A 25,722-nucleotide genomic window follows, 5' to 3' on the forward strand; every position below is an offset into this window, starting at 1 on the left:
GAAAGCCTTCTTCGTCCGGGGCTTTGTGCTTTATCAATTCTTCACAGAACGCCTAGGCCCGCTCAAGGCCAAGCGGGAAGGCTTGTGAGCTGACTGAACGTGAACGAGGAGAGGAATGTGCTGTGGACAGGAAGAAGAGCCTGGTCGTCGCCATGGGCGCGCTGGCCGCGATGACGGTCGTCGCATCGTGTGGCAATTCTGCGGACAATCAGGCCCAGGAGGCGCCTGCCTCCCCGACCACGTCGCAGACCGCCGGTGCGGCGCCGGTCGCCGCCCACAACCATGCCGACATGATGTTCGCCCGGCACATGATCCCGCATCACCAGCAGGCCATCGAGATGAGCGACATGATCCTGGGCAAGCAGGACATCGACCCTCGGGTGGCCCATCTGGCGCGGCAGATCAAAGACGCGCAGGGCCCGGAGATCGAGACGATGCAGTCGTGGCTCGATCAGTGGGGCATGGCGGGCATGGACGGAATGCCCGGCCATTCCACGATGCCGGGAATGGCAGGCATGGACGGGATGATGTCACCGGCGCAGATGCAGGCACTGCAGAATGCCCAGGGCGCGGAGGCCGCCAAGCTGTTCCTCACCGGGATGATCACGCACCATCAAGGCGCGATCGCGATGGCGGAGAACGAGATCCAGAACGGTCAGTTTCCCGACACGGTAGCACTGGCCGAGTCGATCAAGACCAGCCAGCAAAAGGAGATCGACACCATGAACGACCTCCTAGATTCGTTCTAGACTTCACACGGTGGCGATCGCGATAACAGGCCGCGGCGAGCAGATCGACCCCTAAACCCCGGTAGGTTTCGATGCCGATCACAATCCGGGGCTGGCGGCCCGGTCATCAACCTCCCGCGGGCGGGTGCCGCGGCTGGCCGCCGGCGGCCGACTCGGAATCGTGACCGTGAGAGTGGTGCCGGTGCCGGGCCCCTGGCTCCCCGCACTGATTCGGCCACCATGGGCCTCGGTCAGCGCTCTAGCGATCGCCAGACCGATTCCCGCGCCGCCGCGGCCGCGATGCCGGGCCGGGTCGGCCCGATAGAAGCGCTCGAAAAGATGTGGGAGGTGCTCGGCCGCGACACCCTCGCCGTCATCGGTGACGGTGAACACCGTGTCGAGACCCTGTTGCACGGCGGCAAGGGTGACGTGCCCACCAGAGGGCGTGTGGCGTAATGCGTTGTCGACCAAGTTTCCCAACACCTGGGTCAGGCGCTGACGGTCCGCCCAGAGGAAGATCGGGCCGTCTTCGCGCGCGGTGATCTCCACACCCTTGGCGGTGTACCGGTCGGCGGCGGCATCACGTACGGCCCCGAGCAATTCGCCGGCGTCGAGCCACTCCGGTGCAATCGTCGCCTGGGCCTCCTCGGCTTGCGCCAGCGCGGCGGCGTCGGCCGAGAACCGCACCAACCGCGCCGTCTGGTCGCGCAATGTCGTAATAGTCTGCAAATCAAGTGTTTTCACACCGTCCTCGACAGCTTCCAGATAGGCCTCGAGCACCGACACCGGCGTGCGGATCTCATGGGCGAGATCGCCGAACAGTTGGCGACGCGTCGATTCCACCGCCTGCAGACGTTCTGCCATCTGGTTGAACGCGGACGCGAGCTCGTCGAACTCCCCGCCGAGCTGAGGCGAGGACACGCGGATGTCGTAGCTTCCCTCCGCGACCGCGCTCGCAGCGGCCGACACCTCGGCCACCGAGCGCTGTACGCGCCGGCTCAGGTACGCGGTCACCACGAAGGCGGTCAGCGCCGCGACGGCGATCGCCACTGCGATGGAGATCGCGGTGGCGTGCTGGTAGGCCTGCTCGGCGTGATACTGCTCGCTGGAATCGCGCGGGACGCCGGCCTGGTGCAGGTGCTCCCGGAACAGCGCCGGGCCGACCAGCAATGCCACCAGCCAGGTGGTGGCTCCGCTGGTGAGCAGCACCAACGCCTGAGCCAGCAGCAGCCGACGCTGCATCCCCCACCGTCGTGACGTCGTCATCGCCCAGTCCCCATCCGGTAACCCACGCCGCGCACCGTGACCACGAATCTCGGTGCTGACGGCTCGTCACCGAGTTTGCGGCGCACATGGCCGACGTGGACGTCGACGAGATGGTCGTTGCCCACCCAGTTTTCGCCCCACACCGCGTCGATGAGCTGACGGCGGCTCCACACCACACCCGGTCGCGACGACAGTGCCGCCAGAATGTCAAACTCCGTGCGCGTCAACGTGACCGGTTCACAGTCGAGGTCGACTTGCCGACCGGAGACGTCGATCGACAACGGACCGAACACTCGCGGCGGCGGTAACTGCTGCTGCACGGGTGCAACGGGTGCGCCCACCGAGCGCGGACGGCGCAGCATGGCGCGGATCCGGGCGACCAGTTCGCGTGGGCTGAACGGCTTGGTCACATAGTCGTCGGCCCCGACGGACAGGCCGACGATGGTGTCGATCTCGGTGTCGCGTGCGGTCAGCATGACCACATACGCATCGGAGAAAGTGCGCAACTGGCGGCACACCTCGACACCGTCGATGCCGGGTAGTCCGATGTCGAGCACCACCACGTCGGGATCGACGTCGCGCGCCATGGCCAGTGCCTGCACCCCGGTGTGACACACCGTCACCTCGAAGCGCTCCCGCTCCAGATAGGTCGCGACGACTTCGGCCAGCGCAGCCTCGTCGTCGACCACGACGGCGCGGTAGCCCGGACCCGCAGTGCCGGCGGAAAGAGGCTGGGCGCTGTCCATCACTCCATCGTGCCGTGCTTCAGTGGTGGCTGTCGGCGGGATAGGCGTGGATGAGCGCCGTCGACAGCTTCGGCACCGCATGGGTCAGGGTGTGCTCGGCCTCGTGGGCGATGCGGTGGGCTCCGTCGAGGGTGGTGCCGGGGGCGACGTCGAGCTCGGCATCGGCATGGAGCTGATGCCCGATCCAGCGCATCTTCACGCTGCGCACTCCGATGACGCCGGGTTCGGCGCGCAGCGCGGCTTCCGCCGCGTCGACCAGAGCGGGATCCACACCGTCCATCAGACGGCGGAAGACGTCGAGCACCACCGTGCGCAGCACCGCCAGAATGGCGACCGTGATCACGATCCCGATGATGGGATCGGCGAGCGGAATGCCCAGAGCGACACCGCCTGCGCCGAGCAGCACAGCCAACGACGTGAAGCCGTCGGTGCGTGCGTGCAGCCCATCGGCGACCAGAGCGACCGACCCGATTCGGCGGCCGACGCGGATACGGTAAAGAGCGACCAATTCGTTGCCGACGAAGCCGAGCAGTCCGGCGGCGGCCACCCAGCCCACATGGTCGATCTGCACCGGGTTGATGAAGCGGCGGACCGATTCGACGCCGGCGACGATGGCGGACAGCGCGATCATGGCGACGACGAACAACCCCGCGAGGTCCTCCGCGCGACCGTAGCCGTAGGTGTAGCGCCGGGTCGCGGCGCGGGTGCCGACAGCGAAGGCGATCCACAGCGGTATGGACGTGAGCGCGTCGGAGAAGTTGTGCACCGTGTCGGCGAACAGGGCGACCGACCCGGAGATCATCACGATGGCAAGTTGGGCGACCGCGGTGGCGCCGAGCGCCAGGAGGCTGATCTTCACCGCGCGGATGCCGGCGGCGCTGGATTGCAGCGCGCCGTCGATGCTGTCGGCGGGGTCGTGGCTGTGCGGCGCGAACACCTCCGTGACTGCCGCCCGGAGCCTGCCCGCGGTTCCATCCCCATGAGGGTGAGGGTGTGTCATGCCCGGCGTTCCTTCTCCCCCGACGGTCCACCCACGCGGTGCAACTCGGCCAGCTGCTCGGTGTTGCGGTGGTGACCCGGAACGCCGGGACCGGCGTGCTCGGCGTTGAAGACCGCGTCGCGGACCAGTTGCTTGATGTGGTCGTTGTCGACCGCATAGAAGATCGAGGTGCCTTCCCGGCGCGTCCGCACCAAGCGAGCCATGCGCAGCTTCGCCAGATGCTGCGAGACCGACGGCGCGGGCTTGCCGATGTGGGCCGCCAGATCGTTGACCGACATCTCCCCGCTGGAGAGTGCCCACACGATCTGCACGCGGGTGGCGTCGGCCAGCATGCGGAACGACTCGACCACCAATGCCACCTCGTCCTCCGGGAGACGGCGGCGGCACAGTCCGTTATCTGCATTCATATGCAGATAGTAGATCAGGCGCCGGGGGTGAAACGGCTGTTCGTCTCGCAGGATCAACTCAACCCCCATTACCTGGTGCCCGGGGGCTGAAGTACCCGGCAGGGTCGTTAGGCATGGTTGGTGGGTGTTTCCGCTGCCATCACCGTTTTAGGAGGAGCCTGATATGACGACACCCGCTGCGTACGCGATGATGCTGTGATCACGGCGGAGACAGTCAACCGGATCGTCGGCTTTCGGGGGAACGGCATGCCGGTCATCTCGCTGTATGCCGCCGTGCCGTACGAGCCCGAAGACCGCGTGACAGTCGTTCGCAGCAAGCTAGACAGTCTGCTGCACGAAATCCAGCCGATGGCCCAAGACCGCCAACTCGGCCACGACGCGATGCTGTCCGTCCGTGCCGATATGGAGCGGTTCACCGAGGCGGTCGAGAAGCACGACCGTTGGTCGCCCGGTTCGGTTGCGATGTTCTCGTGCAGCGGTCGCGACTTCTTCGAGGAAGTTCAGCTTCCCCGCAGCGTGCATGACCGGATTGTGGTCGATGAAACCCCCTGGGTCCGGCCGATGTTGGCAGTGCTCGACGAGTATCACCGCTGTTGCGTCGCGGTCGTCGACCGAAAGGCCGCTCGTATCTGGGAGCTTTTCGGGGACGATATGTCTGAGATCGGCACACGACGGGTTGACACCGACCCCGGCCGCAATCAAGACAAGGCCGAGGAGCTGACCAAGCGTCACTATCTCGACGTGGTCACCATGCTCGACAAGCTGCACCGCGACGGTGCATTCGAGCTGTTGATCGTCGGCGGCCACCACGCCGAGTTGCCACGCTTCCTTGACTACCTCACCCACGAGCTGCGGCCTACCCTCGCGGGCACGTTCACGGTGGACGACGATGCGCGCACCGTTTTCGGTGATGTGAAGCGGCAGGCCGCAGCGGTCCTGCAGCGCTTTGAGCGCGACGAGGAGGAGCGGATGGTCGCCGAGACGGTCGAGAAGGCGGCTGCGGGCGGATTGGCGGTTCTCGGTCTTCCCGGATGCCTGTGGGCCGGGACGGTCGCAGCGGTAGACGAGCTCCTGGTCCAGGATCAAACGGTGACACCGGGCGTGATATGCGACCACGATCAATGGATGGCCCTTTCCGGCGAAACGTGCCCGCTATGTGGACGCCCGGTCCGCCGTACCCCAGACATCGTGGACGAACTGGCCCAAGTGGTGATGAACGAGAGCGGGTCGATCGAACACGTCTTGGCCGACACCGTTCTCAAGCAGCATCTGACAGCCGCGTCGTTGCGCTTTCCGCTTCCGCCCCAACCGGAATGATCGTCAGGGTCGCAACCTTCATTTGACCTTGGATTCGACATCCATCAATATCGAATGATGTCGAATCAGCACGAGCCGTCGGCCGCTGGGGCCTGCTGTCCGCCTGGCGCGCTTCTGCGCGAGCCGATCTCGGCGGCAGCGGCAGCGGACATGGCGACCACACTGAAAGCCCTGGCCGATCCCGTGCGGCTGCAGCTGTTTTCGGCGATCGCGAGCCACGCGGGAGCAGAAGCGTGCGTCTGCGATGTCTCCGCGGGGTTGGAGGTCTCCCAGCCCACCGTGTCGCATCACCTGCGAGTGTTGCGGGACGCCGGGCTCCTCACGTCGGAACGCCGGGCGTCGTGGGTGTATTACGCGGTGGTACCCGAAGCGTTGGCCAGCCTGTCGGTGCTTCTCGGCGCGGTGACCGCGTCGACGGCGGCGGGGACACCGGCATGAGCACCACCACTGCCGCCACGCCGGCGGTGGTCGGCAAGCTCTCCACCCTCGACCGTTTTCTCCCGCTCTGGATCGGTGCGGCGATGGTCGCCGGGCTGCTGCTGGGCCGGTGGATTCCCGGCCTGAACACCGCACTGGAACGCGTTCAGATCGACGGGATTTCGCTTCCGATCGCGCTCGGTCTCCTGATCATGATGTACCCGGTGTTGGCCAAGGTCCGCTACGACAGGCTCGACACGGTCACCGGAGACCGAAAACTCCTGGTGTCCTCGCTGGTGCTGAACTGGGTGCTCGGTCCGGCGTTGATGTTCGCTCTCGCGTGGCTGCTGTTGCCCGACCTGCCCGAGTACCGCACCGGGCTGATCATCGTCGGGCTGGCCCGCTGCATTGCCATGGTCATCATCTGGAACGACCTGGCCTGTGGCGACCGTGAAGCCGCCGCTGTCCTGGTGGCTTTGAACTCGTTCTTCCAGGTCGTCATGTTCGCGGTGCTGGGCTGGTTCTACCTGTCCGTGCTGCCCGGGTGGCTGGGACTTCCCCAGACGACAATCGACACGTCACCGTGGCAGATCGCCAAGTCCGTGCTGATCTTCCTCGGCATCCCGCTGCTGGCCGGCTACCTGTCCCGCCGTGTGGGCGAACGCGTAAGAGGCCGCGATTGGTATGAAGCGAAGTTCCTGCCGCGGATCGGGCCGTGGGCACTCTACGGGCTGCTGTTCACGATCGTAATTCTGTTTGCGCTGCAAGGAGATCAGATCACCCACCAGCCGTGGGACGTTGCCCGCATCGCGCTCCCCCTGTTGGCGTATTTCGCCCTCATGTGGGGTGGCGGCTACCTGCTCGGCACGCTGCTGGACCTCGGGTACGAGCGGACGACCACCCTGGCGTTCACCGCCGCCGGAAACAACTTCGAACTCGCCATCGCCGTCGCGATCGCCACCTACGGCGCCACCTCCGGCCAAGCCCTGGCCGGTGTCGTCGGACCGTTGATCGAAGTACCTGTCCTGGTCGCTCTGGTTTACGTCTCCCTGGCGTTACGTCGCCGGTTCAACGGAGTCTTCCCATGACTGACAGTCCCGTCACCGATGGCCGCCGCCGTGATCTCTCGGTCGATCAGCGGTTGGCCCTGAGAACGGCCGCGACCCGGCTGGAAGGTGAGTTCAACGGGTCCTTCGGCACCGAAACCATCGAGCGCTTTCTGCACTCGTCCTACGACCAGTTCGCCGGCCGTGCCACCATTCCCAACTTTCTTCCGCTACTGGCAGAACGGTTCGCCCGCCAACGACTTCACGCCTTGGCGCGCGTGGAAGGCCGAGTCAGCGACGGCAGACCCACTGTGCTGTTTCTCTGCACCCACAACGCCGGCCGCTCCCAGATGGCGCTGGGCTATTTCACCCACCTGGCCGGCGACTTGGCCATCGCCTGGTCGGGAGGATCAGAACCTGGCACCGAGATCAATCCGGCCGCCATCGCCGCCATGGCCGAGGTCGGGATCGACATCACCGGTGAATACCCGAAGCCCTGGACCGATGAGATCGTGCAAGCCGCCGACGTCGTCATCACCATGGGTTGCGGAGACGCCTGCCCCGTGTTCCCAGGCAAGCGTTACGAGAACTGGGATTTTCCCGACCCGGCCGGTCAGGGCGTCGACGCAGTCCGGCCCATCCGCGATCAGATCGAACAACGGATCCAGCGCCTGCTTTCCGACCTCGGAGTCACCGCACAGCAGCACCGCGGCTCTGAGTGAACGGGCCGTTGCGTCAGTCGATGCCGCGGGCGATGAGCGCTTCGTTGAAGTCGTCGGCGGCACGAAGCGCACCGACGATGACGGGCACGAACACGATCCGCGGGGTGACCCGCAGCCCGCGGGCCCGTCGCGCCTCGTCCACTTGGCGGATGATCTCGACCAACAGCGGGATCGACCGGATGGTCAAAGCCAACGCGATGGCGACCTGCCGGACCGGAAACCCGAACCGCGCCATGGGATTCATCGCCCGGGTGGCCGCGTCCAGCATGTCGGTTGTCCGCGTCGTCGACGTCACCATCGCCGCGAGGCACACCGCGAGCAGCAGCACCCCACACACCACCAGCGCGCGACGCCAGTCGGTGAGCACGACCTGCAATACGAAGATGAACCCGACGACCCACAGCACCTGCCGCAGCTGCAGTATCAGCGCCCACACATTCAGCCTCGCCGAAAGCACGCCTGCCAGAACGATTCCGGCCACGACGCCGAGCCGCACCGGTGAATCCACCCACACCGTCATCGCGACGATCAGTCCACCGAGCGCGAGCAGCTTCGCCCCAGCCGGCAGGCGATGCAGCCACGACGTTCCGGGCCGGTAATCCCCCAAGACCGTCACGCCATCAGCCGCCGGTAGGTGGCCAGCGCGACCGACGGTACATCGTCGGCGATCACCCGGCCATCCTCGAGCACGATGACGCGGTCGGCGTCGTCGGCCAGATCCAGATCATGGGTGACGATCACCACCTGGGTGTCCAACGCGGCGAAGGCTTTTCGCAACATCCGGGTATTGCGCAGGTCGAGCAGCGTCGTCGGCTCGTCGGCCACCACCACGGTCGGCTCGGTGACCAGCACCGTCGCCAGCGCCAGCAACTGCTTCTGGCCGCCGGACAGCAGGTGCGCGGGTTGGTCGGCGCGCCCGGCCAACCCGAACCGTTCCAGCACCTGCGCCACCTTCGCAGCGCGGGTCTGCCGGTCCAGCGACTGGCGGGACAGCGAGAGTTCGACATCCTCAGCGACGGTCGGCATCAGGATCTGGCGGTCCGGATCGGTGAACACGAAACCGACCAGCCGGCGGACCTGTTTGGCCGAACGCCGGGTGTCCAGACCGTGCACGCGCACCGACCCCGCATCGGGCAGCACCAACCCGTTGAACAGCCGTGCCAGTGTGGATTTTCCGCTGCCGTTGGCGCCGACGATGGCGACTCGGTGCTCGGCGAGGGTCAGCGAGATGTCGCGCAGCACGGGTCGGTCGCCGAAGGAGTGGGAGACCCCGTCAACGACGATCGCGCCTGCCGGATCCTCAACCATGGCTTCGCACCGTGCGCCGAGGCGTGATGAGGCCCGGACGAGCGCGATGCACCTGGGCGGCGACGAAACCGCACACCACCGCTTTGGCGATGTCGCCGGGGAGGTAGATGCCGTTCGTGGACAACGCGGCCCACCAGGACAAGTCAGTGCGCAACATCAACCCGGCTGTGCCGAACAGGTAGATGACGACCATCCCGCCGACGATGTTGATGGCGATGCCCCACAGCACGCGGTAGCGGGGCATCATCAGGGCGGTCAGCAGCCCGATCACGATGACCGCGGGCATCCAGCCGACGAAGAAGCCGGCCGTCGGTGAGGACAGCGACACCAGCCCGGTGCGGCCACCGGCCAGGATCGGCAACCCTGCGACGGCCAGGATCGTGAACAGAGCGATCGCCAACGCGCCCTTTCGGGCGCCGAGGATCGACCCGGCGAGCATTACGCCGAAGGTCTGCAGCGTGATCGGCACACCGGTGGGTCCGATGGTCAGGGTGCCCGGGAGCCCGAGGGCGGCCAGCAGGCCTGCGAAGACCGCCGCCTGGGTCAGGTCGCGGGATTCGACGCGGCCGAACCGGCGGAGCTTGGAAGTCTGAGCACTCACCCGAGAATTATGGTCGACACCCCGAAGAGCGCCGCGCCTCCCCTGCGTGAGCGCCTGCGCCAGAGGCACATCTTGTCGGTGGTCGAATGTATGTTCGAAGTATGTCGGGCGACGACTTGCGGGCCGCGGTGAGCGGGTTGCGGGCTGCCGTTGATGCGGTGGCGGCCTGTGAGGTCGACCTGCTGACCCGGCCTGATCTTGTTGCGGCCCTGGATGAACTGGAGACATTGTCGTGCCAATTGCCGGCGGTGGGTCATCGGTTGCTGGCGCGGTTGCAGACTGAGGCGACACCGCAGCAGATGGGTGCGAAATCGTGGAAAGAAGTGTTGACCGTCCGGTGGCGGATCTCGGCTGGTGAGGCCCACCGCCGGCTGACCGAGGCCGCGGTGTTGGCGCCGCGGCCGTCGTTGACCGGCCCGGCCCTGCCGCCGGTGCTGCCGGCCACGGCGATCGCCCAAGCGCACGGGCTGATCAACGCCGAACACGTCGAGGTGATCCGCCGATCGCTCAACAAGGTGCCGGGCTGGGTCGACACCGCCACCCGGGAGCGCATCGAGGTCGATCTGGTGCGTACTGCGGTGGGTAACGGCCCCAAGGAACTCAAGGACTGCGCGGAGCGGACGTTGTTTCTGCTCGATCAGGACGGCCCCGAACCCGATGACGCCGAACGTGCCCGCAAACGCGGGGTGTCGAGGTCGCCCCAGCGGGGGGATGCCATGGTGGATCTGCGCGCCACGCTGACTCCGGAGGCGTGGGCGGTGTGGGAGCCGATTTTCGCCCGGTTGGCCGCGCCGGGGATGTGTAATCCCGACGATCCCGAGCCGTGCACGTCGGGGACGCCGTCGCAGGCCCAGATCGACAACGATCAGCGCAGCCTGGCCCAGCGCCAGCATGATGCGCTGGTCGCGGCCGGGCGGATCGCCCTGATGAGCGGCCAGCTCGGCCAACTCAACGGGTTGCCGGTGTCGGTGATCATCCGTACCACGCTGCAGGACTTGGAGTCCCGGACCGGGGTCGGTGTCACCGGCGGGGGCACGGTGGTGCCGATCGCCGAGGTGATCCGGATGGCCGGGCACGCCAACCACTATCTGGCGGTGTTCGACCGGGCCACCGGCTCAGCACTGGAGTTGTTCCGCGCCAAGCGGATCGCCTCCCCGGCACAGCGGATCATGCTGATCGCCCGTGACGGCGGGTGTACCAAACCTGGCTGCACCGTGGGCGCCTACGGGTCTCAGGTCCATCACGTGGTCGCCGACTGGGTCGATGGCGGGAACACCAACGTCGATGAACTCGGCCTGGCGTGCGGGCCGGATAACCGCAGCGTCGACCCCGACGGCGGTGGTTGGTCGACCCGGATGAACGCCCGCTGCGAGGTGGAATGGATTCCACCCCCGGGCCTGGACACCGGTCAGGCCCGGCTCAACTACTACCACCGCCCCGAACGGCTGCTACGACCCCCCGACGATCCGCCGCCGCAGAGCCAGAACACCAGTGCCCCAACCCAACCCGCCAACAATGCGACGGTCGACGCCGAGCCGGGTCCGCCGACACCGGCCGATGACCCCGGCGAACCCGGCGGCCCCGCACCACCCGACAACCAAGCGGCCTGACCGCCGCGCGGGGAAGTCCGACGCGCCAAGTAGCTGAGCCTCGACGGGCATCTCGTCCGGATAGGTCATGATCGGCCGCCCGGCCCGCGGTGGAGTATTCGCTTGTTCGCGGCGGTTTGCGGCCCGTCGTGCCGGGCATTCGGCACCGAGACAACCGCGCACAAGGAGGAGCATCATGTCCGCAGCCACCACGTGCCGCCGACTCCGCGAATGCCTCGACGATGTCGACTTCCCAGCGGACAAGGCGACTCTTCTCGCAGCGGCGGAACGCCGTTCCTGCGATGACGACACCATCCGGGCGCTGCGCTCGATCCCGCCCGAGACGTATGCCGGGTTCGCCGAAGTGCTGGCATCCGTGCCGCTGACCGACGACGTCATGACCGATGGCGAGAGGGGTGCCGCGCACCGGGTGCCCACCAAGCCGGGTGTCACCGAGAGGGATAGAGACGTGCCACCGAACCCGATCGCCGAAGTATTGGGTGAGAACCGCAAGAAGTGAGCGCGCTAAGTCTCTGAGCTCGGTGCACGTCGACGTCAAGAGTTCGGGACGGCGCGACATGTACGGCAACCCGGTGCGGGGATATGCCTTCATCCACACCGCCGTAGATGCACACTCACGGCAAGGGATCACGGCCCGAAAAAATGTGACCGACAACGGTTCCTGCTACCGATCACACGCATTCCGCGACGCGCTCGGCGAGGTCGAGCACCGTCACACTCGCCGACGAATGGGCCTACACCAGCGACGCCGAGCGCTGTCAGTAAACCTATATCAGGTCCGCGTGGTTGCGCTGTTGCTAACGTTCGTTCATCGATTGAAGGTCGCATGGAGGGTGGCGTGGGCAATCCGAGCGGGCAGGCGCCCGACAAGCTGGGCCGACCACGCCACTTCGACGACGACACCGAACGGAGCATGGTGATGGACGCCGCGGTCCGCCTGATGGCCGACCAAGGCTATACGCGACTGTCGGTCGCCGCCATCTTGGCTGAGGCGCACCTGTCGACATCCAGTTTCTATCGCCACTTCCCATCCAAGGACGCGCTACTGACCGCCATCATCCGCCGAGATGGCGAATCGGCCCGGCGCGCGCTCCAACACGCCATAGCGAACGCATCTGGGCCCGTGGCCGCGCTGGAAGCGTGGCTCGACGGGCTGCTGGATCAGTTCTACGAACCGACGAAGGCCGCACGCACGGCGCTTTTCCTGACTCCGGAAATCCTGAATTCTTACCAAACAAACACCGAGTTGATGGCTGACATGCGCTGGCTCCTGTGCGAGCCCGTCATCAACGTGCTGCGCGCTGGGCACCGAGCCGGATTTATGTACTCCCCGAAACCCGAAGCCGATGCCGTGAGCATGTTCGCTCTGGTGAGCGCCGTGGCCACATCGCCGCACGCCTACCCGCGCAGCAAGAAGTCGGCACGCGCGCAGGCCGTCCGGTTCATTCGGCCGGCGCTACAAATCACCTCCGAAACGACAACCAGTAGTGGTACCCGCAAACCCCGTTCACGCCAGCCGCGTTAGCAGCATGCACCCCGAGATGGGGCCGCCGCCGTTCGACACCACCGCCACCTCAGGTCCTCGCGGAACCTGCCGCGCACCAGCCTCTCCCCGCAGCTGCAGAACCGCTTCGTGAATGTAGCCGAATCCGTGCAATCGGCCGCCGGACAGCTGCCCGCCGTTGGTGTTCAGTGGCAATTCGCCGTCCAACGCGATACGGGTGCCGTTCTCGATGAACGGACCGCTTTCGCCGTGTCCGCAGAAACCCAGCGCCTCCAGCCATGACATCGTCAGCCAGCTGAATCCGTCGTACAACTCGGCGACGTCGACATCGGCGGGGCGCAGGTCGGTGCGCGCCCACATGTGCTCGGCCGAAGTCCGAGCAGGCATCGTCGTCAGATCTTCCCATTGCTCCCACGAGGGCCGTCCACGCAGTGCGGTGCCGACCGCCTCGAACTGCGCAACCGGATGGCCGACATGCGGTGCGTGTTCGGCCACGGACACCACCAGTGCGGTCGAGCCGTCCACGGGAACATCGCAGTCGTACAGGCGAAACGGCGTGGTCACCACCTTCGACGCGAGATAGTCCTCGAGGGTCAGCGGCGCGCGAAAGACTGCTGCCGGGTTGAGCGCAGCATTGCGACGTGCATTCAGAGCAATCTGCGCCATCTGCCTTTCGGTCGTTCCGTACTCGTGAAAGTGTCGCTGGGCGTAGAGCGCCAACCAGTTCGCCGCTGAGTAGGCGCGGAATGGAAGCAACCACTGCTGGAAGCCATCGACTTCACTGCGTCCAACTCCGATGCCGGGACGCCGCCCCGTGCCCTGTGCCGTCGACTCCGTGACAGTCCGGTACACCAGAACATGTCGCGCCAACCCCATCGATACGGCCATCACCGCGTTGACCACCGCCTGCAGCTGGCCAGGACCCTCCGCGCTACCGCTGTGCCAGGCCAGCGACAATCGCAACCCGTCCTGCACTTCCGGTGAGCCGGGACCGGAGAACCCGGGATGACCGGTAACCGCACCCGGATATGTCGCCAGACCGTCGATGTCGGCAACGGTGAGCCCTGCATCGGCGATGGCCGCAAGCGCGGCGTCGATAGTGAGATCCAGACCGTCGCGACCGAGTCGACGTCCCACCTGCGACTGACCAATGCCGGAAATGACGGCCCGGCGTTCGGCAGCAGTCATGATGCCACTGGCCGGAACAGCGGAAGATACACCGGATCGTGGTTTTCGAACACCACCTCGACGGCCATCTCGATCCGTACGTCTTCCGGAGCGACATCAACGAGGTTGGTGGCCAAGCGAAGTCCTTCCTGCTCGTCGATCTCGACTACCGCGATGATGTACGCGTCGCCGTTGCCGTCCCAGGGCTGATGGTTGACCGTGAAGGAATAGACCGTGCCGCAACCAGAAACGGCCTGCGGTGCGCCACCACGACCGCCGCAGCGTGGACAGTACGAGGTCGGGGGATGAATGTAATACGAGCACGCCTCACAGCGCAGGAAACGCAATCGGCCATCGGCGCCTGAAGTCCAGAAGAACCCACTGGGCCCTTGTGTCGTAGGAAGTACACGGCCAGCTGAGGTGGTCATCGTGCTCCATCCATTTCGGCGCGCTTGCGCAATGAACGCTACGTACTATACAAATAGCATTTGATAAGTGCCCCGCTTTGGCGCAAGTTCGGCGAGACCTACCAGCTCGGCGGTACTTAAATGACGAGGGGATCCATGACCCAGGAATCAACGGCTTCACCAAAGCCCAAGTGGCGGTTTACCCTACGGTCCAATCGCGTACGACTTCTGGTTCAGGCGTGTTGTTTTCGTCAGTATTCGCCGAACCAAGCATGGCCAGGACTTGTTCGCCGGCGTGAATGGGGCATCCATGGCGGAGTGCACCGGTGCCTGGGTTCGCACCTTGCTCGCGTCGAACTTCGCACCGCTTTGCGGCTGTGGCATCAGCGCCTGCCCGACTACGAGATCAAGCCGGGTGTCGAACTCGACTTCACCCCCGGCGTTCGCGCTGTGTCGACGTTCCCGATGGTGCTGCACCACGGATGAGCATGTCGAGCGAATGCCGAACCAGCACAGCGCCGTTCACCCCCGGCTTTCAGGCGAGCAGATGATTGACGAGCGGCGAAACGGCTTCGTCACGTGGCTGACGTTGGACCGACCCGAGCGTTTGAACGCCTTCACCGCCGACGGCTACCGAGAACTGCGCATCGCGCTGCAACGTCTGGCCGTCGACGACCACACCCGAGTAGCGGTGATCACCGGACGCGGCCGGGCGTTCTCAGCGGGTGCCGACCGATCCCTGCTCGACGGAGATTCGTCCGTGCTCGACCGGCAGAGGGCCGGCGAGGAATTCAGTCTGTTTCTGCAAGCACTCGCCGGCTTCGCGAAGCCACTGTTTGCCGCCGTGAACGGTCTTGCGGTCGGCATCGGCGCCACCATGCTGTTGTACTGCGACGTGGTGTTGATGGCAGAAGGCGCTCGCGTGCGGTTGCCATTCACCGCGCTCGGCATTGTGCCGGAAGCCGGCAGCTCCGTTCTCCTGCCCGCACGCGTCCGCTGGGCCGACGCCATGTGGGCGATGCTCTCAAGCGACTGGATCGACGCCACGGCGGCACACCAGATGGGGCTCGCCACGCGGCTCGTGCCGGACGGCGCCCTTGTCGAGCAGGCAGCGGCCGCGGCGGCGACGGTCGCCGCCCACGACCCCCTGTCGGTCGCCGCGACAAAACGTCTTATGACGAGCAGCCGGCAGGAGCTTGCGCGCGAGGCGATCGCGCACGAACTCGCAGAGATGGCGACTTTGACAAGCCGAACCGACAAGCGAAGCTGACAAGCAGAAGGTGCGGGTGAAGGCCGCCCACCGGCGCTGCGTCTGCAGGTGGAACCGGGGTCAAAAAGGCGGTCCCCGTAAGGGAACCGCCTCTGACCTGCGTCGGGCTGACAGGATTTGAACCTGCGACCACTTGACCCCCAGTCAAGTGCGCTACCAAGCTGCGCCACAGCCCGCGGTGCCTTCCGGGATCGCCGGCAGGCGGACGAAACTCTACCTCAGCCCCACGCTGAGATCCCAACTGCCCGGCCGTCGAGTGAAAACCATGTGGTTGTCCCACTTTCATTTGACTTCGACAGCGCCCCGGAGAGACCACCTCATCAGCCCTGTTCGTCGGCATCCGAGCGGTCGATAATCGACGACTAGGGGGGTCACGGAAGGGGAAGGAACATGGCCGAGGCCGCTCTGTGCACAGTTTGGGGAGAGCCCGTACCCGGACGGGAGAAGCTGGCCCTCGAAGTCTACGGCGACTCGATGAAGTACTGGGCCCGACTCCAGAAGGAAGGGAAGATCGAGGGCTTCGACATCACGGTGCTCGCGCCGACTGGTGATATCACGGGATTCCTTGTGGCCAAGGGAACCACGGACCAGATCGACGCGGTGCGCCACACCAAGGAGTTCCAGCAGATGCTCAGTCGAGTGCGACTCGTGGTTTCACACCTGCGGATCGCCGACGCATTCGTCGAAGACGGACTTGCCCAGATCATGACGCAGTACCAGGAGGTGGTCGAAAAAGCGGAGTGACGGCGTACCACTTGCGCGGAACTGACGGAGGTGGCGCCTCCTCCGCACGCTGCCGCGGTTACAGAGCCTCTTTCTGTAGCTCCGGATGCAGCCCGTACAGGCAATCCAAACAGCAGAAACGGTCGCTGCCGGCGACATACGGCCAGCGCTTCCCATTTGGGGGAACGCGGCGGCAGTTCGCGCACCGGCTCATCGGCCCCAACAACACGACACTCATCACTACTCCAGGCACGCTTTCACCACCACAGGCCTCCTGTGATGGACGGGGGTCTGCGATCGGGTGACGCTCTGCTCTGCACACCGCGCACGGCCCATGACTGTTCGCTGGCATACCCTCGCGTGCGGTAGTTAATCACGCGGTTGTCAATCACGCTGAGAACGCGTTGCCGCGCGCTTTCGGCCGTAGCCTCGATGCGGTGGCCCCCGCGCGCGACGACACTCCCCTGTGGCTGTTCGCCGACCAGCTCGGGCCGGCCGTGCACGGCGGCGAGCACGCCCACCGCGAGGTCCTGCTCGTCGAGGCCGCCTCCGCGTTGCGCAAGCGTCGTTACCACCGCCAGAAGCTGCACCTGGTGCTCTCGGCACTGCGGCACGCCGACCGCGACCTAGGTGAGCGCGCCACGCTGGTGCAAGCCGACACCTATACCGATGCGCTGAAGCGCTTCAAACGACCGGTGCTCGTCCACCAGCCCACCTCGCACGCCGCCGAGAAGTTCGTCCACCGCCTCAAGGAACAGGGCTTGGTCGCCGATGTGCTGCCCACGCCGACCTTCGCCCTGTCGCGCAACGACTTCCAGGAGTGGGCCGGGCAGCGCACCCGCTTCCGGATGGAAGACTTCTACCGCGACCAACGCCGCCGCTTCGACGTGCTGATGAACGGCGCCGAACCCGTCGGCAACCGGTGGAACTACGACGAGGACAACCGCGAACCTCCCCCGAAGAAGCAGCCCACCCTCGGCGCGCCGGCACCGTACCGGCCCCGCGAGGACGACATCGACGAGCAGGTCCGCCGCGACCTCGACGGCATGGACCTCGACACCGTCGGCGCGGACGGGGCCCGCCTGTTCGCCGTCACCCCTGCCGAGGCGAAGCGGGCGCTGTCCCGGTTCATCGAACACCGGCTGCCGCTGTTCGGTCGCTTTGAGGACGCCATCATGGGTGAGGACTGGGCGATGGCGCACTCACTGCTGTCGGTCCCCCTCAACCTCGGCGTTCTGCATCCACTGGAGGCGGTGGAAGCCGCCGAGCGCGCTTACCGGGACAAGCGGGCGCCGCTGGCCGCCGTCGAGGGCTTCATCCGGCAGATCCTCGGCTGGCGCGAATACATGTGGCACTTGTACTGGCACTTCGGCCCCGACTACACAGACCACAACGAGCTCAACGCCGGCACCCCGCTACCGGCCTGGTGGTCGGAGCTCGACGCCGACGCCGTCACTGCCCGGTGCCTGCACCACGCGCTCAAAGGGGTTCGCGACCGTGGCTGGACGCACCACATCCAGCGGCTGATGATCCTCGGCAGCCACGCGCTGCAACGCGGCTACCGGCCCGACGAGCTCACCGAGTGGTTCGCCACCGCCTACGTCGACGGCTTCCGATGGGTGATGCCCACCAACGTGGTCGGAATGAGCCAGCACGCCGACGGAGGGCTGCTGGCCACGAAGCCGTACACCTCCGGCGGCGCCTACATCAACAAGATGAGCGACCACTGCGGCGACTGTGCCTACGACCCCAAGAAGCGGCTCGGAGACGACGCGTGCCCGTTCACCGCCGGCTATTGGGCATTCACCCACCGGCACCGCGACCGACTGGCCAAGAACATGCGCACCCGCCGTGTGGTGTCGTCGATGGAGCGGCTCGGCGACCTCGAGTCCGTCATCGAGCAGGAATCAGCGCGCGACCGGTTCTGACGCCGCGTCGGCGGCCGCCGTCTCCGGTGCGAACCTCGGGCCCCGCGACGTGCGCCACGCGTAGATCACCAGGGACGCCCATGCCACCACGATCACCGAGTAGATGGCCGTCGACCACGGCCACTGAATGTCGAAGAAGTGCACCAGTTTCTGGCTGTTGGTCAGCACGATGACACCGCCCACCGCGCTGCCCAGCAGCGCCGGGCTGACTTTGGTCACCAGCCACGCCGCGAACGGTGCGGCGATCACCCCGCCGACCATGAGTCCGACCACCACCGGCCAGTTCTCCAGGAACTCCTGCCGCAGCCCGATCAGGAAGCCCAGCGACGCCGACACCGCCACCAGGAACTCCGACGCGCTCACCGAGCCGATCACCGTCCGCGGCGCGGTCTTGCCTTGCGACAGCAGCGTGCTGGTGGTCACCGGACCCCAGCCGCCTCCGCCCGACGCGTCGATGAACCCGCCGAACAACCCCAGCGGGGCGAGGAACTTGACGCTGTGATTGGTCCCCCGCGCCAGCGTCAACGGGGTGCGCAGCGAGAACCGCAGCAGCACGTAGGCGCCGATCGCGACCAGGATCGCGGCCATCAGCGGCGCCGCGTGCTCGGTGGACAGCGAGGAGAGCACGGTGGCGCCGAGGAACGCGCCGACCGCGCCCGGCCCTCCCAGCTTGGCGACCAGCGCCCAGTCGATGTTCTTGAACTTCCAGTGCGACACCCCGGATGCGAACGTGGTGCCGACCTCGGCGAGATGGATCGCGGCGCTGGCCTGGGCGGCCCCGACGCCGGACAGCACCAGCAGCGTCGTGGCGGTGACACCGAACGCCATGCCCAGTGCACCGTCGACCAGTTGGGCGCCGACACCGACAAGCGTGAAGATGAGAAGCGAACGCATGGCTGCTTTCGGAAGCTGCGGTCACCGCGTGACCGGACGGACGGGTGGGGGCGTCAGGGACGCGGACAACACCACTCGTCGAAGGCCATCAGCCGACGCGACGGCCAGAAGGGCTCGAGCGCGGACACCTCGGACGGCGCCGGTGCGCACAGCACACGATCAACCATCGAGGATCCCATCGTCGAGTTGTACTCCTAAGCTCCGCACAGGTTACACGGTCAGCAGTCGATACAACCCGACGAGGCCCACCACGACGATCACGGCGCGCAACGCGTTCGGCGACAGCCGGCGCCCATAGTGCGCGCCGAGGAACCCGCCGACCAGTGAACCGATCGCGATCAACCCTGCCGCGGACCAGCTGATCCGGTCGAACGCCACCACGGTGTAGGCCACCGCGGCGACGATGTTGACGATCAGCGACAGCAGGTTCTTGGCCGCGTTCATCCGCTGCATGTCCTCGGGCAGCAGCGCGCCCATCGCGGCGATCAGAAGGATCCCCTGAGCCGCGGTGAAATAGCCGCCGTACACCCCGACCGCGAACGTCGCGGCCACCAACGCGGCCATCCGCGCTGCCGACACGTGGTCGGCGGACCGGCCAGCGGCCTCGGCGCGCTGCCTGGCCCAGTTCTGGATGCGGGGACCGACCACCACCAGCGCGAGAGCCACCACCAGCAACACGGGAACAACCGTGGTGAACACTTTCTCCGGCAGGTGCAGGAGCAGCCACGCCCCGCCGGCCGCACCGATGAACGAGGCCGGGATCTGCCAGCGCAGCCGGTGCCACTGCCCGCGCAGTTCGCGCCGGTATCCCCAGGTTCCCGACACTCCGCCGGCGACCAGGCCGACGGCGTTGGACATGGTCGCCGTCACCGGCGGGAAGCCCAGAGTCACCAGCGTCGGGAACGTGATCAGCGTCCCGGAGCCGACGATGGCGTTGATAGCGCCGGCGCCGACCCCGGCAAGCGCGATGAGGACCATGTCGAGTGCGGACACTGGGCTCACCCTAACGGCGGGGCATCCGGCCAAACCTGCGCAGTGCCGCGGCGGCGTCAGTACAGTCCGAGGCGGCTGCGACTTTGGGGGAAGCATGGCCGAGGACCGGTGGTTGCTCGAGCTGCGAATTCACGGCGTCAACAACACCAAGCCGGAGGCGATGCTCGGGCTCGACCTGCGCGACGTCGAGAAGGTCGCCGGTGACAAACTCGGCAGCTTCTGGCGTCCGACGGCCGCCGGGCGCGCCAAGTCGCACTTGCGCGCAGACATCGAGCGCGAGGCCTACTCGTGGGGTGAGATGGCCCGGACCTCACTGGGCGCCGGTTCCGGCGTCAGCCGCGTCGCCGGTGCGCTCACGCGGACGGGTTGGGCGCTGCTGCTGCCGTTCGGTCTGGTGAACGTCGCCTACTGGACCCGGCGGGTCGACGACGGGCCGAACGACCGCACCGACGGACAGCCCCAGCGGCGCAGCCGGTGGGGCCACGGCGCCGCCACGCTGCGGGTCGCGGCCCTGCTGCTGACCGTGCTCATGGCGGTCACCGCGTCGACCGTCGTCCTCGACCTGGTGGCCGTGCAGTGCTTCGTCGGTCAGACCAAGGTGTGCGGGGGGCTGCCGACATTTCTCGATGTGCTGGCCCGGCTGGGGCAGCCGCGAAGGCTTGCCGTGCTCAGCCTGGTTCCGGTCGCGCTGATCGCGGGGCTGCTCGCACTCAGCGCCGCGACGCGGGTCCGCTACGAACAACCCGAGTCCATCGGCCCGGTGTCGCACGACCGGATCGGCGTCACGCCGGCGAGCCTGCGCACTCCCGGGGCGCCGGGGCGGTCCGAGGCCGAAGCGGCGACCGCGGAACCGGGCTGGCCGTTGCTGTCGGTGGCAGGGTTCTGGAGCCATCGCCGGATCACCGGGGTCACCGCGCGACTGCATGTGGCCGCCACCGCCACGGTGGTGTCCATCGCCACGGCGATGCACATGCTGTTCGGCGTCGACTCCCCACCGCATCCCGCAGTGCAGATCGCGGTCGTCGTCGCGGGAATCGTCGTGCTCATGCTCATCGTGGTGAGCCTGATCAAAGCCGGGGACTACGCGGTGGACGTCCGGGTCGGGCTGGGTCCCGGACGCGACGGGACGCGATCCTGGCCGCAGTGGCCCGCGGTGATCGCCGCGCTGTTGTTGTTCGGGTGTCAGTCGACGGTCCTGGCCACGGTGTACGGACACACCGAACCCGAGATCCGGCACCTGTTCGGAAGTTCGGCCGTGCCGACGCTTCTGCTGGCCACCCTGATCGCGATCGGACTGGCCGCGTCGTTGTGGCGTCTCACCGCGGCGACCGGCCGTCGGCACCTGCCGTCGGTGGCGGCTCTCGTCCCGTTGGCGCTACTGGTCTGGATGATCTTGGAGCACAACGATTTCCGGCGCACCATCGCGGCTGCGCTGATCGTCGTGTCGCTGGTCGCGTTCCTGGCGGTGAGGTCCTGGCTGATCGCGCACCCGCCGCCGGACCGCGGCCCGGCCCCGAGCGACACGGCGTGGAACGGTTCGGCGCCGGGGGTCTTCCTGCTGCTGGCCACGCTGGTCGCGATGCTGCTGTCCAGCGCCGTGGCCACCGCGGCGGGCAACTGGCTGAACGGCGCCAACACCGCGGCGTCACTGGCCGACGGCGTGAAACCGGTTCGCGGCCCGGCGGATTCACCCCTGCCCTGCTGTTCCGCCGAGTTGGCCTCGCCCAACCTGGAGGTGCCGCTGCCGTATGTGTGGTTCGGCGCCGCCTGCCTGCCGATGCTCCTGGTGCTGCTCGTCGGGGTGATCCCGCCGGTGTGGACGTCGTTGCGCTGGAGTGCCCTCGAACCACGCGAGGGAGGGCATCCCGCGTCCGCCACCGCCGAACCGCCCCGGCCCTCCGTTCTGCAACGGCGTCGGACCGCCGCCATCGCTCACCGCGCGGAGGGCTACGTGATGCTGCTGGTGCTCACCGGTACGAGCGGAATGCTCGCCGCGATCGGGGTGTCGGCGTGGCGGGGGCAGAACGTCGCCGCGCTGCGGACCGCCCTCGACCTCGGGATGCTGGTGCTCGCCGGCAGTGGGGTCACCCTCGTCGTGCTCACGGTCGGCGGAAGCCTGCTGGGCGGAGCCCGTCCGCTCGGGCTGGCGTGGGATCTCATGTGTTTCCTGCCGCGCGCCGGGCACCCGTTGGCGCCGCCCTGCTATGCCGAGCGCGCGGTGCCGGAACTGATCGAGCGGTGCCGCGTCTGGCTGACCTCACGCGAGGCCCCGGCCCAGACCGTCGCCGAGCGGCAGATCGTCCTGTCGGCGCACAGCCTGGGATCGGCGCTCGCGGTGGCAGTCCTGCTGTCGCCGCGGATCGCCGACAAGTCCCGCATCTCGCTGCTGACCTACGGCAGCCAGCTGCGCGCGTACTTCAGCCGTATCTTCCCGGAGTTGCTCGGCCCGAACGTGCTCGGCGTCCAGGCGTGCGCGTCGAGCAGCCTGTGGACACCGGACCCGTGGTCGCACGAGATCGAGGCTCACCCGCGTCGGTTCGGCGCCGACGAGGTCATCGGCGCCTCGCGCAGCGAGTCCGTCGTCGGCCGGCTCTCGGCGGACGGCAGGCTGCGGTGGCGAAACCTGTGGCGCCGCACCGATTATCTCGGTTTCCCGGCGTACGGCTACCCCGCCAATCCGATCGACCGGTTCGCGGAGGAAGTCGTCCGGGTCGACTACCTCGCCGAGGTGCAGACCCACAGCGACTACCCGCGGGCGCCCGCCTACTGGGCCGCCCTAGCCGAACTGCTCGCCGACGAGCCGGCCCCACCGCTGCCGGACGTCACCGACGTCACCGGCGGGACTTAGCGCCCCTCTTCTCCCGGACGCGCACATTGATCCTGATCGGACTGCCCTCGAACCCGAACGTCTCACGCAGTTTGCGTTCCAGGAAGCGGCGATAGCCGGCCTCCAGGAACCCGGTGGTGAACAGCACAAAAGTCGGCGGACGCGCGGTCGCCTGGGTGGCGAACAGGATCCGGGGCTGCTTACCGCCGCGCACCGGTGGCGGCGTCGCGGCGACGACCTCCTTGAAGAACGTGTTGAGCCGGCCGGTCGGCACCCGGGTGTCCCAGGACCGCAGCGCGGTCTCCAGTGCGGGCACCAGTTTCTGCACCGCGCGGCCGGTCTTGGCCGAGATGTTCACCCGCGGCGCCCACTGCAGTTGCGCGAGCTGCAGATCGATCTCACGGTCGAGCAGGTAGCGACGGTCTTCGTCGACCAGGTCCCACTTGTTGAACGCCAGCACCAGCGCCCGCCCCGCCTCGATCACCATCGACAGCACGCGCTGGTCCTGTTCGGTCAGGGGCTGCGACGCGTCGACGAGCACGATCGCCACCTCGGCGGCGTCGATCGCGCCATGGGTGCGCACCGAGGCGTAGAACTCGTGGCCGCTGGCCTGCCCGACCTTGCGGCGCAGACCCGCGGTGTCGACGAAACGCCAGAGCTTGCCGTCCATCTCGATCAGCGAGTCGACCGGGTCCACGGTGGTTCCCGCCACGTCGTGCACCACCGACCGCTCGTCGCCGGACAGGCGGTTCAGCAGCGAGGATTTGCCGACGTTGGGCTTGCCCACCAGCGCCACCCGGCGCGGACCGCCGCCACCGGCGCCGGCCACCTCGGAGATGGTGGGCAGCGCGTCGACGACGACATCGAGCAGGTCGGCGACGCCGCGGCCGTGCATGGCGCTGATCGAGTGGGGCTGTCCCAGCCCGAGCGACCACAGCGCCGCCGCATCCGCTTCGCCCCGCTCGTTGTCGACTTTGTTCGCGGCCAGGAACACCGGTTTCCCAGAGCGCTGCAACAGTTTTGCGGCGGCCTCGTCGGCGGCGGTGGCGCCGACGACGGAGTCGACCACGAAGATGATGGCGTCGGCGGTGCGCATCGCCACCGAGGCCTGCTCGGCGACCAGCTGCTGCAGGCCTTTGGCGTCGGGTTCCCAGCCGCCGGTGTCCTGCACGACGAAACGCTGACCGGACCAGCTCGCGTCATAGGACACGCGGTCCCGGGTCACGCCGGGGACGTCCTGCACCACCGCCTCGCGCCGGCCCAGGATCCGGTTGACCAGCGTCGACTTTCCGACGTTGGGCCGCCCGACCACGGCGATCACCGGCGGCGGCGCGGAAACCTCCTCGATCGCGTCCGCGACCTCTTCGGCGCCGATCTCCCAATCGCTCTCCTGCGACCAGGTGCCGTCCTCGCTCATCGGGTGACCCCAGCTTTCTGTTCGACGAGCCCGGTCAGGTAGGTCACGACCTCGGACTGGTTCATGGTGCTGGTGTCCACCACCAGCGCATCGTCGGCGGCGCGCAACGGCGACACCGCACGGGTGGAATCCAGGTGGTCGCGGCGCCGGACGTCGGCGAGCACCGCCTCGTAGTCACCGGGCAGACCCGCGGCGACGTTCTGGTCGTGACGGCGCCGGGCCCGCTCCTCCGCCGAGGCGGTCAGGAAGATCTTGACGTCGGCATCGGGCAGCACCACGGTGCCGATGTCGCGGCCCTCGACCACGACACTGTCCGGCGCCGAGGCCAATTCACGTTGCAGTGCGACCAGCCGGGCCCGCACCGCCGGTACGGCCGAGACCGCCGACACGGCTTTGGTGACGGCGTCACCGCGGATCTCGAGCGAAACGTCCTCGCCTGCCAGATAGGACCGGTCCTGAGCCGGATCGCTGCCGACCGCCAACTCGACGGTCTGCGCGACGGCCCCGACGGCCGCCGCATCGGCCGGATCGACCCCTGCGCGCAGCACCGCCAGCGTCACGATGCGGTACATCGCGCCGGTGTCGAGGTAACGGGCATTCAGCGAAGTCGCCAAACCCCTTGCCACCGTGGACTTTCCGGTCCCGGCAGGCCCGTCGATCGCGACCACCACCGAGGGGCTCACAATCCCACCGCCTTGTACAGTTCGCCGATCTCCTTCTGGGTCAACGGCCGGATGCTGCCGGGACGCTGATCACCGAGGGTGACCGCGCCGATGTCGGTGCGCACCAGTTCCTGCACCGGGAAGCCGACCTCGCCCAGCAGCCGCCGCACGATCCGTTTGCGGCCCTCGTGCAGCGTCACCCGCACCAGCGTACGACCGGGCACGGTGTCTACCACCGCGAAATCGTCGAGCCGGACCGGCCCGTCGTCGAGCTCGATCCCGTCACGCAGCTTGCGGCCCAACCCCTTGGGCACCGAGCCGAGCACCGTCGCGACATAGGACTTGGGCACCTCGAACGACGGGTGCATCAAGCGGTGCGCCAGTTCCCCGTCGTTGGTCAGCAGCAGCAGGCCCTCGGTGTCGGCGTCCAGCCGCCCGACATGGAAGAGCTTCTTGTTGCCGCGCACCCGGTGCTCCACCAGGTCGCCCACGCAGGGTCGACCGCGGTCGTCGGACATCGTCGAGTGCATGCCGCGGGGCTTGTTGATCGCCAGGTGCACCAGGGTGTCGTCGATCGAGATCCGCGATCCGTCGACCCGGATCACCGAGGCCGCGGGATCCACCCGGGTTCCGAGCTCGGTGACGATCTGCCCGTCCACCTCGACCCGGCCGTCCCGGATCATCTTCTCCGCTACTCGGCGGGATGCAATTCCGGCCTGGGACAACACCTTCTGCAGGCGGACCCCGTCGTCGTCTGTCATT

Annotated in this window: 26 protein-coding genes, 1 tRNA gene and 2 pseudogenes; 14 read left to right on the forward strand and 15 right to left on the reverse strand. The window is 67.2% G+C overall.

Features of this window, described 5'->3' with window-relative positions; translation table 11 throughout:
* Nucleotides 1–152: 152 nt before the first annotated feature.
* Nucleotides 153–749: a DUF305 domain-containing protein gene (locus ACTWP6_RS20900; RefSeq protein WP_260752538.1), complete on the forward strand. Its 597-nt coding sequence runs from the start codon at nt 153–155 to the stop codon at nt 747–749.
* Nucleotides 750–827: 78 nt separating this feature from the next.
* Here ACTWP6_RS20900 and ACTWP6_RS20905 read toward each other — a convergent pair whose 3' ends face one another.
* Genes ACTWP6_RS20905 through ACTWP6_RS20920 form a run of 4 tightly spaced genes read right to left on the reverse strand, consistent with a single transcriptional unit; the run spans nt 828 to nt 4,147 of the window.
* Entirely contained in the window at nt 828–1,994 is a 1,167-nt protein-coding gene (locus ACTWP6_RS20905) for a HAMP domain-containing sensor histidine kinase (RefSeq protein WP_260752537.1), read from the reverse strand.
* Complete coding sequence (locus ACTWP6_RS20910) at nt 1,991–2,740, reverse strand: response regulator transcription factor (protein ID WP_260752536.1); 750 nt, start codon at nt 2,738–2,740, stop codon at nt 1,991–1,993. The genes ACTWP6_RS20905 and ACTWP6_RS20910 overlap by 4 nt, the downstream gene beginning before the upstream one ends.
* 19 nt (nt 2,741–2,759) lie before the next feature.
* Nucleotides 2,760–3,740 (reverse strand): cation diffusion facilitator family transporter, encoded by a 981-nt coding sequence (locus tag ACTWP6_RS20915; protein ID WP_260752535.1) that lies wholly within the window; start codon nt 3,738–3,740, stop codon nt 2,760–2,762.
* Nucleotides 3,737–4,147, reverse strand: coding sequence for an ArsR/SmtB family transcription factor (locus ACTWP6_RS20920; protein ID WP_260752534.1), 411 nt, complete (start codon nt 4,145–4,147; stop codon nt 3,737–3,739). The genes ACTWP6_RS20915 and ACTWP6_RS20920 overlap by 4 nt, the downstream gene beginning before the upstream one ends.
* Nucleotides 4,148–4,342: 195 nt before the next feature.
* Between ACTWP6_RS20920 and ACTWP6_RS20925 the strand changes: the two genes are divergently transcribed.
* The 4 genes and pseudogenes from ACTWP6_RS20925 to ACTWP6_RS20940 all read left to right on the forward strand — a co-directional run bounded on the left by ACTWP6_RS20925 (nt 4,343) and on the right by ACTWP6_RS20940 (nt 7,649).
* Nucleotides 4,343–5,464, forward strand: a complete 1,122-nt coding sequence (locus ACTWP6_RS20925; protein WP_260752533.1) for a baeRF10 domain-containing protein — start codon at nt 4,343–4,345, stop codon at nt 5,462–5,464.
* A gap of 57 nt (nt 5,465–5,521) precedes the next feature.
* Nucleotides 5,522–5,902, forward strand: a complete 381-nt coding sequence (locus tag ACTWP6_RS20930; protein ID WP_443188671.1) for an ArsR/SmtB family transcription factor — start codon at nt 5,522–5,524, stop codon at nt 5,900–5,902.
* Nucleotides 5,899–6,957: pseudogene (arsB, locus tag ACTWP6_RS20935) on the forward strand (ACR3 family arsenite efflux transporter); the annotation flags it as partial. The gene ACTWP6_RS20930 and the pseudogene arsB, both read left to right, overlap by 4 nt.
* An 8-nt stretch (nt 6,958–6,965) precedes the next feature.
* Nucleotides 6,966–7,649, forward strand: a complete 684-nt coding sequence (locus ACTWP6_RS20940; RefSeq protein WP_443188672.1) for an arsenate reductase ArsC — start codon at nt 6,966–6,968, stop codon at nt 7,647–7,649.
* Nucleotides 7,650–7,662: 13 nt separating this feature from the next.
* Here ACTWP6_RS20940 and ACTWP6_RS20945 read toward each other — a convergent pair whose 3' ends face one another.
* Genes ACTWP6_RS20945 through ACTWP6_RS20955 form a run of 3 tightly spaced genes read right to left on the reverse strand, consistent with a single transcriptional unit; the run spans nt 7,663 to nt 9,558 of the window.
* Nucleotides 7,663–8,265, reverse strand: coding sequence for an energy-coupling factor transporter transmembrane component T family protein (locus tag ACTWP6_RS20945; protein ID WP_443188673.1), 603 nt, complete (start codon nt 8,263–8,265; stop codon nt 7,663–7,665).
* Nucleotides 8,262–8,957 (reverse strand): energy-coupling factor ABC transporter ATP-binding protein, encoded by a 696-nt coding sequence (locus ACTWP6_RS20950; RefSeq protein WP_443188674.1) that lies wholly within the window; start codon nt 8,955–8,957, stop codon nt 8,262–8,264. The genes ACTWP6_RS20945 and ACTWP6_RS20950 overlap by 4 nt, the downstream gene beginning before the upstream one ends.
* Nucleotides 8,950–9,558: a biotin transporter BioY gene (locus tag ACTWP6_RS20955; RefSeq protein WP_443188675.1), complete on the reverse strand. Its 609-nt coding sequence runs from the start codon at nt 9,556–9,558 to the stop codon at nt 8,950–8,952. The genes ACTWP6_RS20950 and ACTWP6_RS20955 overlap by 8 nt, the downstream gene beginning before the upstream one ends.
* 86 nt (nt 9,559–9,644) lie before the next feature.
* On the opposite strand from ACTWP6_RS20955, the gene ACTWP6_RS20960 reads away from it, so the two are divergent.
* From ACTWP6_RS20960 to ACTWP6_RS20975, 4 genes and pseudogenes are all read left to right on the forward strand, one after another.
* Nucleotides 9,645–11,168, forward strand: a complete 1,524-nt coding sequence (locus ACTWP6_RS20960; protein WP_443188676.1) for an HNH endonuclease signature motif containing protein — start codon at nt 9,645–9,647, stop codon at nt 11,166–11,168.
* Between the two features lie 175 nt (nt 11,169–11,343).
* The gene (locus ACTWP6_RS20965) at nt 11,344–11,667 is read left to right on the forward strand and encodes a DUF2795 domain-containing protein (RefSeq protein ID WP_443188677.1); all 324 of its coding nucleotides are present in this window, start codon (nt 11,344–11,346) and stop codon (nt 11,665–11,667) included.
* Nucleotides 11,668–11,707: 40 nt separating this feature from the next.
* A pseudogene (locus ACTWP6_RS20970) lies at nt 11,708–11,930 on the forward strand (IS481 family transposase); the annotation flags it as partial.
* A gap of 76 nt (nt 11,931–12,006) precedes the next feature.
* A complete protein-coding gene (locus tag ACTWP6_RS20975; RefSeq protein WP_443188678.1) occupies nt 12,007–12,693 on the forward strand; it encodes a TetR/AcrR family transcriptional regulator in 687 nt (228 codons plus the stop codon).
* Here ACTWP6_RS20975 and ACTWP6_RS20980 read toward each other — a convergent pair.
* Both ACTWP6_RS20980 and ACTWP6_RS20985 read right to left on the reverse strand, forming a co-directional pair.
* A complete protein-coding gene (locus ACTWP6_RS20980) occupies nt 12,676–13,860 on the reverse strand; it encodes a thiolase family protein (protein ID WP_443188679.1) in 1,185 nt (394 codons plus the stop codon). The two genes, ACTWP6_RS20975 and ACTWP6_RS20980, sit on opposite strands and share 18 nt — an antisense overlap.
* On the reverse strand, nt 13,857–14,267 hold the full coding sequence (locus ACTWP6_RS20985) for a Zn-ribbon domain-containing OB-fold protein (protein ID WP_443188680.1): 411 nt from the start codon (nt 14,265–14,267) through the stop codon (nt 13,857–13,859). Before ACTWP6_RS20985 ends, ACTWP6_RS20980 begins: the two co-directional genes overlap by 4 nt.
* Before the next feature lie 297 nt (nt 14,268–14,564).
* On the opposite strand from ACTWP6_RS20985, the gene ACTWP6_RS20990 reads away from it, so the two are divergent.
* Together ACTWP6_RS20990 and ACTWP6_RS20995 are read left to right on the forward strand one after the other, a co-directional pair.
* Complete coding sequence (locus ACTWP6_RS20990; protein ID WP_443188681.1) at nt 14,565–14,732, forward strand: hypothetical protein; 168 nt, start codon at nt 14,565–14,567, stop codon at nt 14,730–14,732.
* A 13-nt stretch (nt 14,733–14,745) separates the two neighbouring features.
* Entirely contained in the window at nt 14,746–15,516 is a 771-nt protein-coding gene (locus tag ACTWP6_RS20995; RefSeq protein ID WP_443188682.1) for an enoyl-CoA hydratase/isomerase family protein, read from the forward strand.
* 102 nt (nt 15,517–15,618) lie between these two features.
* Here ACTWP6_RS20995 and ACTWP6_RS21000 read toward each other — a convergent pair.
* Nucleotides 15,619–15,692 (reverse strand) — tRNA-Pro (locus ACTWP6_RS21000).
* Nucleotides 15,693–15,906: 214 nt separating this feature from the next.
* Between ACTWP6_RS21000 and ACTWP6_RS21005 the strand changes: the two genes are divergently transcribed.
* Both ACTWP6_RS21005 and ACTWP6_RS21010 read left to right on the forward strand, forming a co-directional pair.
* Entirely contained in the window at nt 15,907–16,260 is a 354-nt protein-coding gene (locus ACTWP6_RS21005) for a hypothetical protein (RefSeq protein WP_260752462.1), read from the forward strand.
* A 416-nt stretch (nt 16,261–16,676) separates the two neighbouring features.
* Nucleotides 16,677–18,167 carry a cryptochrome/photolyase family protein gene (locus ACTWP6_RS21010; RefSeq protein WP_443188683.1) on the forward strand — a complete coding sequence of 497 codons (1,491 nt, stop codon included), beginning with the start codon at nt 16,677–16,679 and terminating at the stop codon, nt 18,165–18,167.
* Here ACTWP6_RS21010 and ACTWP6_RS21015 read toward each other — a convergent pair.
* Both ACTWP6_RS21015 and ACTWP6_RS21020 read right to left on the reverse strand, forming a co-directional pair.
* Nucleotides 18,147–19,061, reverse strand: coding sequence for a sulfite exporter TauE/SafE family protein (locus ACTWP6_RS21015; protein ID WP_260752460.1), 915 nt, complete (start codon nt 19,059–19,061; stop codon nt 18,147–18,149). The genes ACTWP6_RS21010 and ACTWP6_RS21015 overlap by 21 nt on opposite strands.
* Nucleotides 19,062–19,271: 210 nt before the next feature.
* Complete coding sequence (locus ACTWP6_RS21020; protein ID WP_443188688.1) at nt 19,272–20,039, reverse strand: sulfite exporter TauE/SafE family protein; 768 nt, start codon at nt 20,037–20,039, stop codon at nt 19,272–19,274.
* A 109-nt stretch (nt 20,040–20,148) separates the two neighbouring features.
* On the opposite strand from ACTWP6_RS21020, the gene ACTWP6_RS21025 reads away from it, so the two are divergent.
* The gene (locus ACTWP6_RS21025) at nt 20,149–22,902 is read left to right on the forward strand and encodes a hypothetical protein (protein WP_260752457.1); all 2,754 of its coding nucleotides are present in this window, start codon (nt 20,149–20,151) and stop codon (nt 22,900–22,902) included.
* Here the strand turns inward: ACTWP6_RS21025 and der are convergent.
* Genes der through ACTWP6_RS21040 form a run of 3 tightly spaced genes read right to left on the reverse strand, consistent with a single transcriptional unit; the run spans nt 22,886 to nt 25,721 of the window.
* Nucleotides 22,886–24,298 carry a ribosome biogenesis GTPase Der gene (gene der / locus ACTWP6_RS21030; RefSeq protein ID WP_260752456.1) on the reverse strand — a complete coding sequence of 471 codons (1,413 nt, stop codon included), beginning with the start codon at nt 24,296–24,298 and terminating at the stop codon, nt 22,886–22,888. The genes ACTWP6_RS21025 and der overlap by 17 nt on opposite strands.
* A complete protein-coding gene (cmk, locus tag ACTWP6_RS21035; protein ID WP_260752455.1) occupies nt 24,295–24,981 on the reverse strand; it encodes a (d)CMP kinase in 687 nt (228 codons plus the stop codon). Before cmk ends, der begins: the two co-directional genes overlap by 4 nt.
* Nucleotides 24,978–25,721, reverse strand: coding sequence for a pseudouridine synthase (locus ACTWP6_RS21040; protein WP_260752454.1), 744 nt, complete (start codon nt 25,719–25,721; stop codon nt 24,978–24,980). Before ACTWP6_RS21040 ends, cmk begins: the two co-directional genes overlap by 4 nt.
* Nucleotide 25,722: the final 1 nt, after the last annotated feature.

Origin of the sequence: Mycobacterium sp. 4D054, from assembly GCF_052245755.1 — a bacterium.
In the GTDB taxonomy this organism is placed as follows: Bacteria; Actinomycetota; Actinomycetes; order Mycobacteriales; family Mycobacteriaceae; genus Mycobacterium.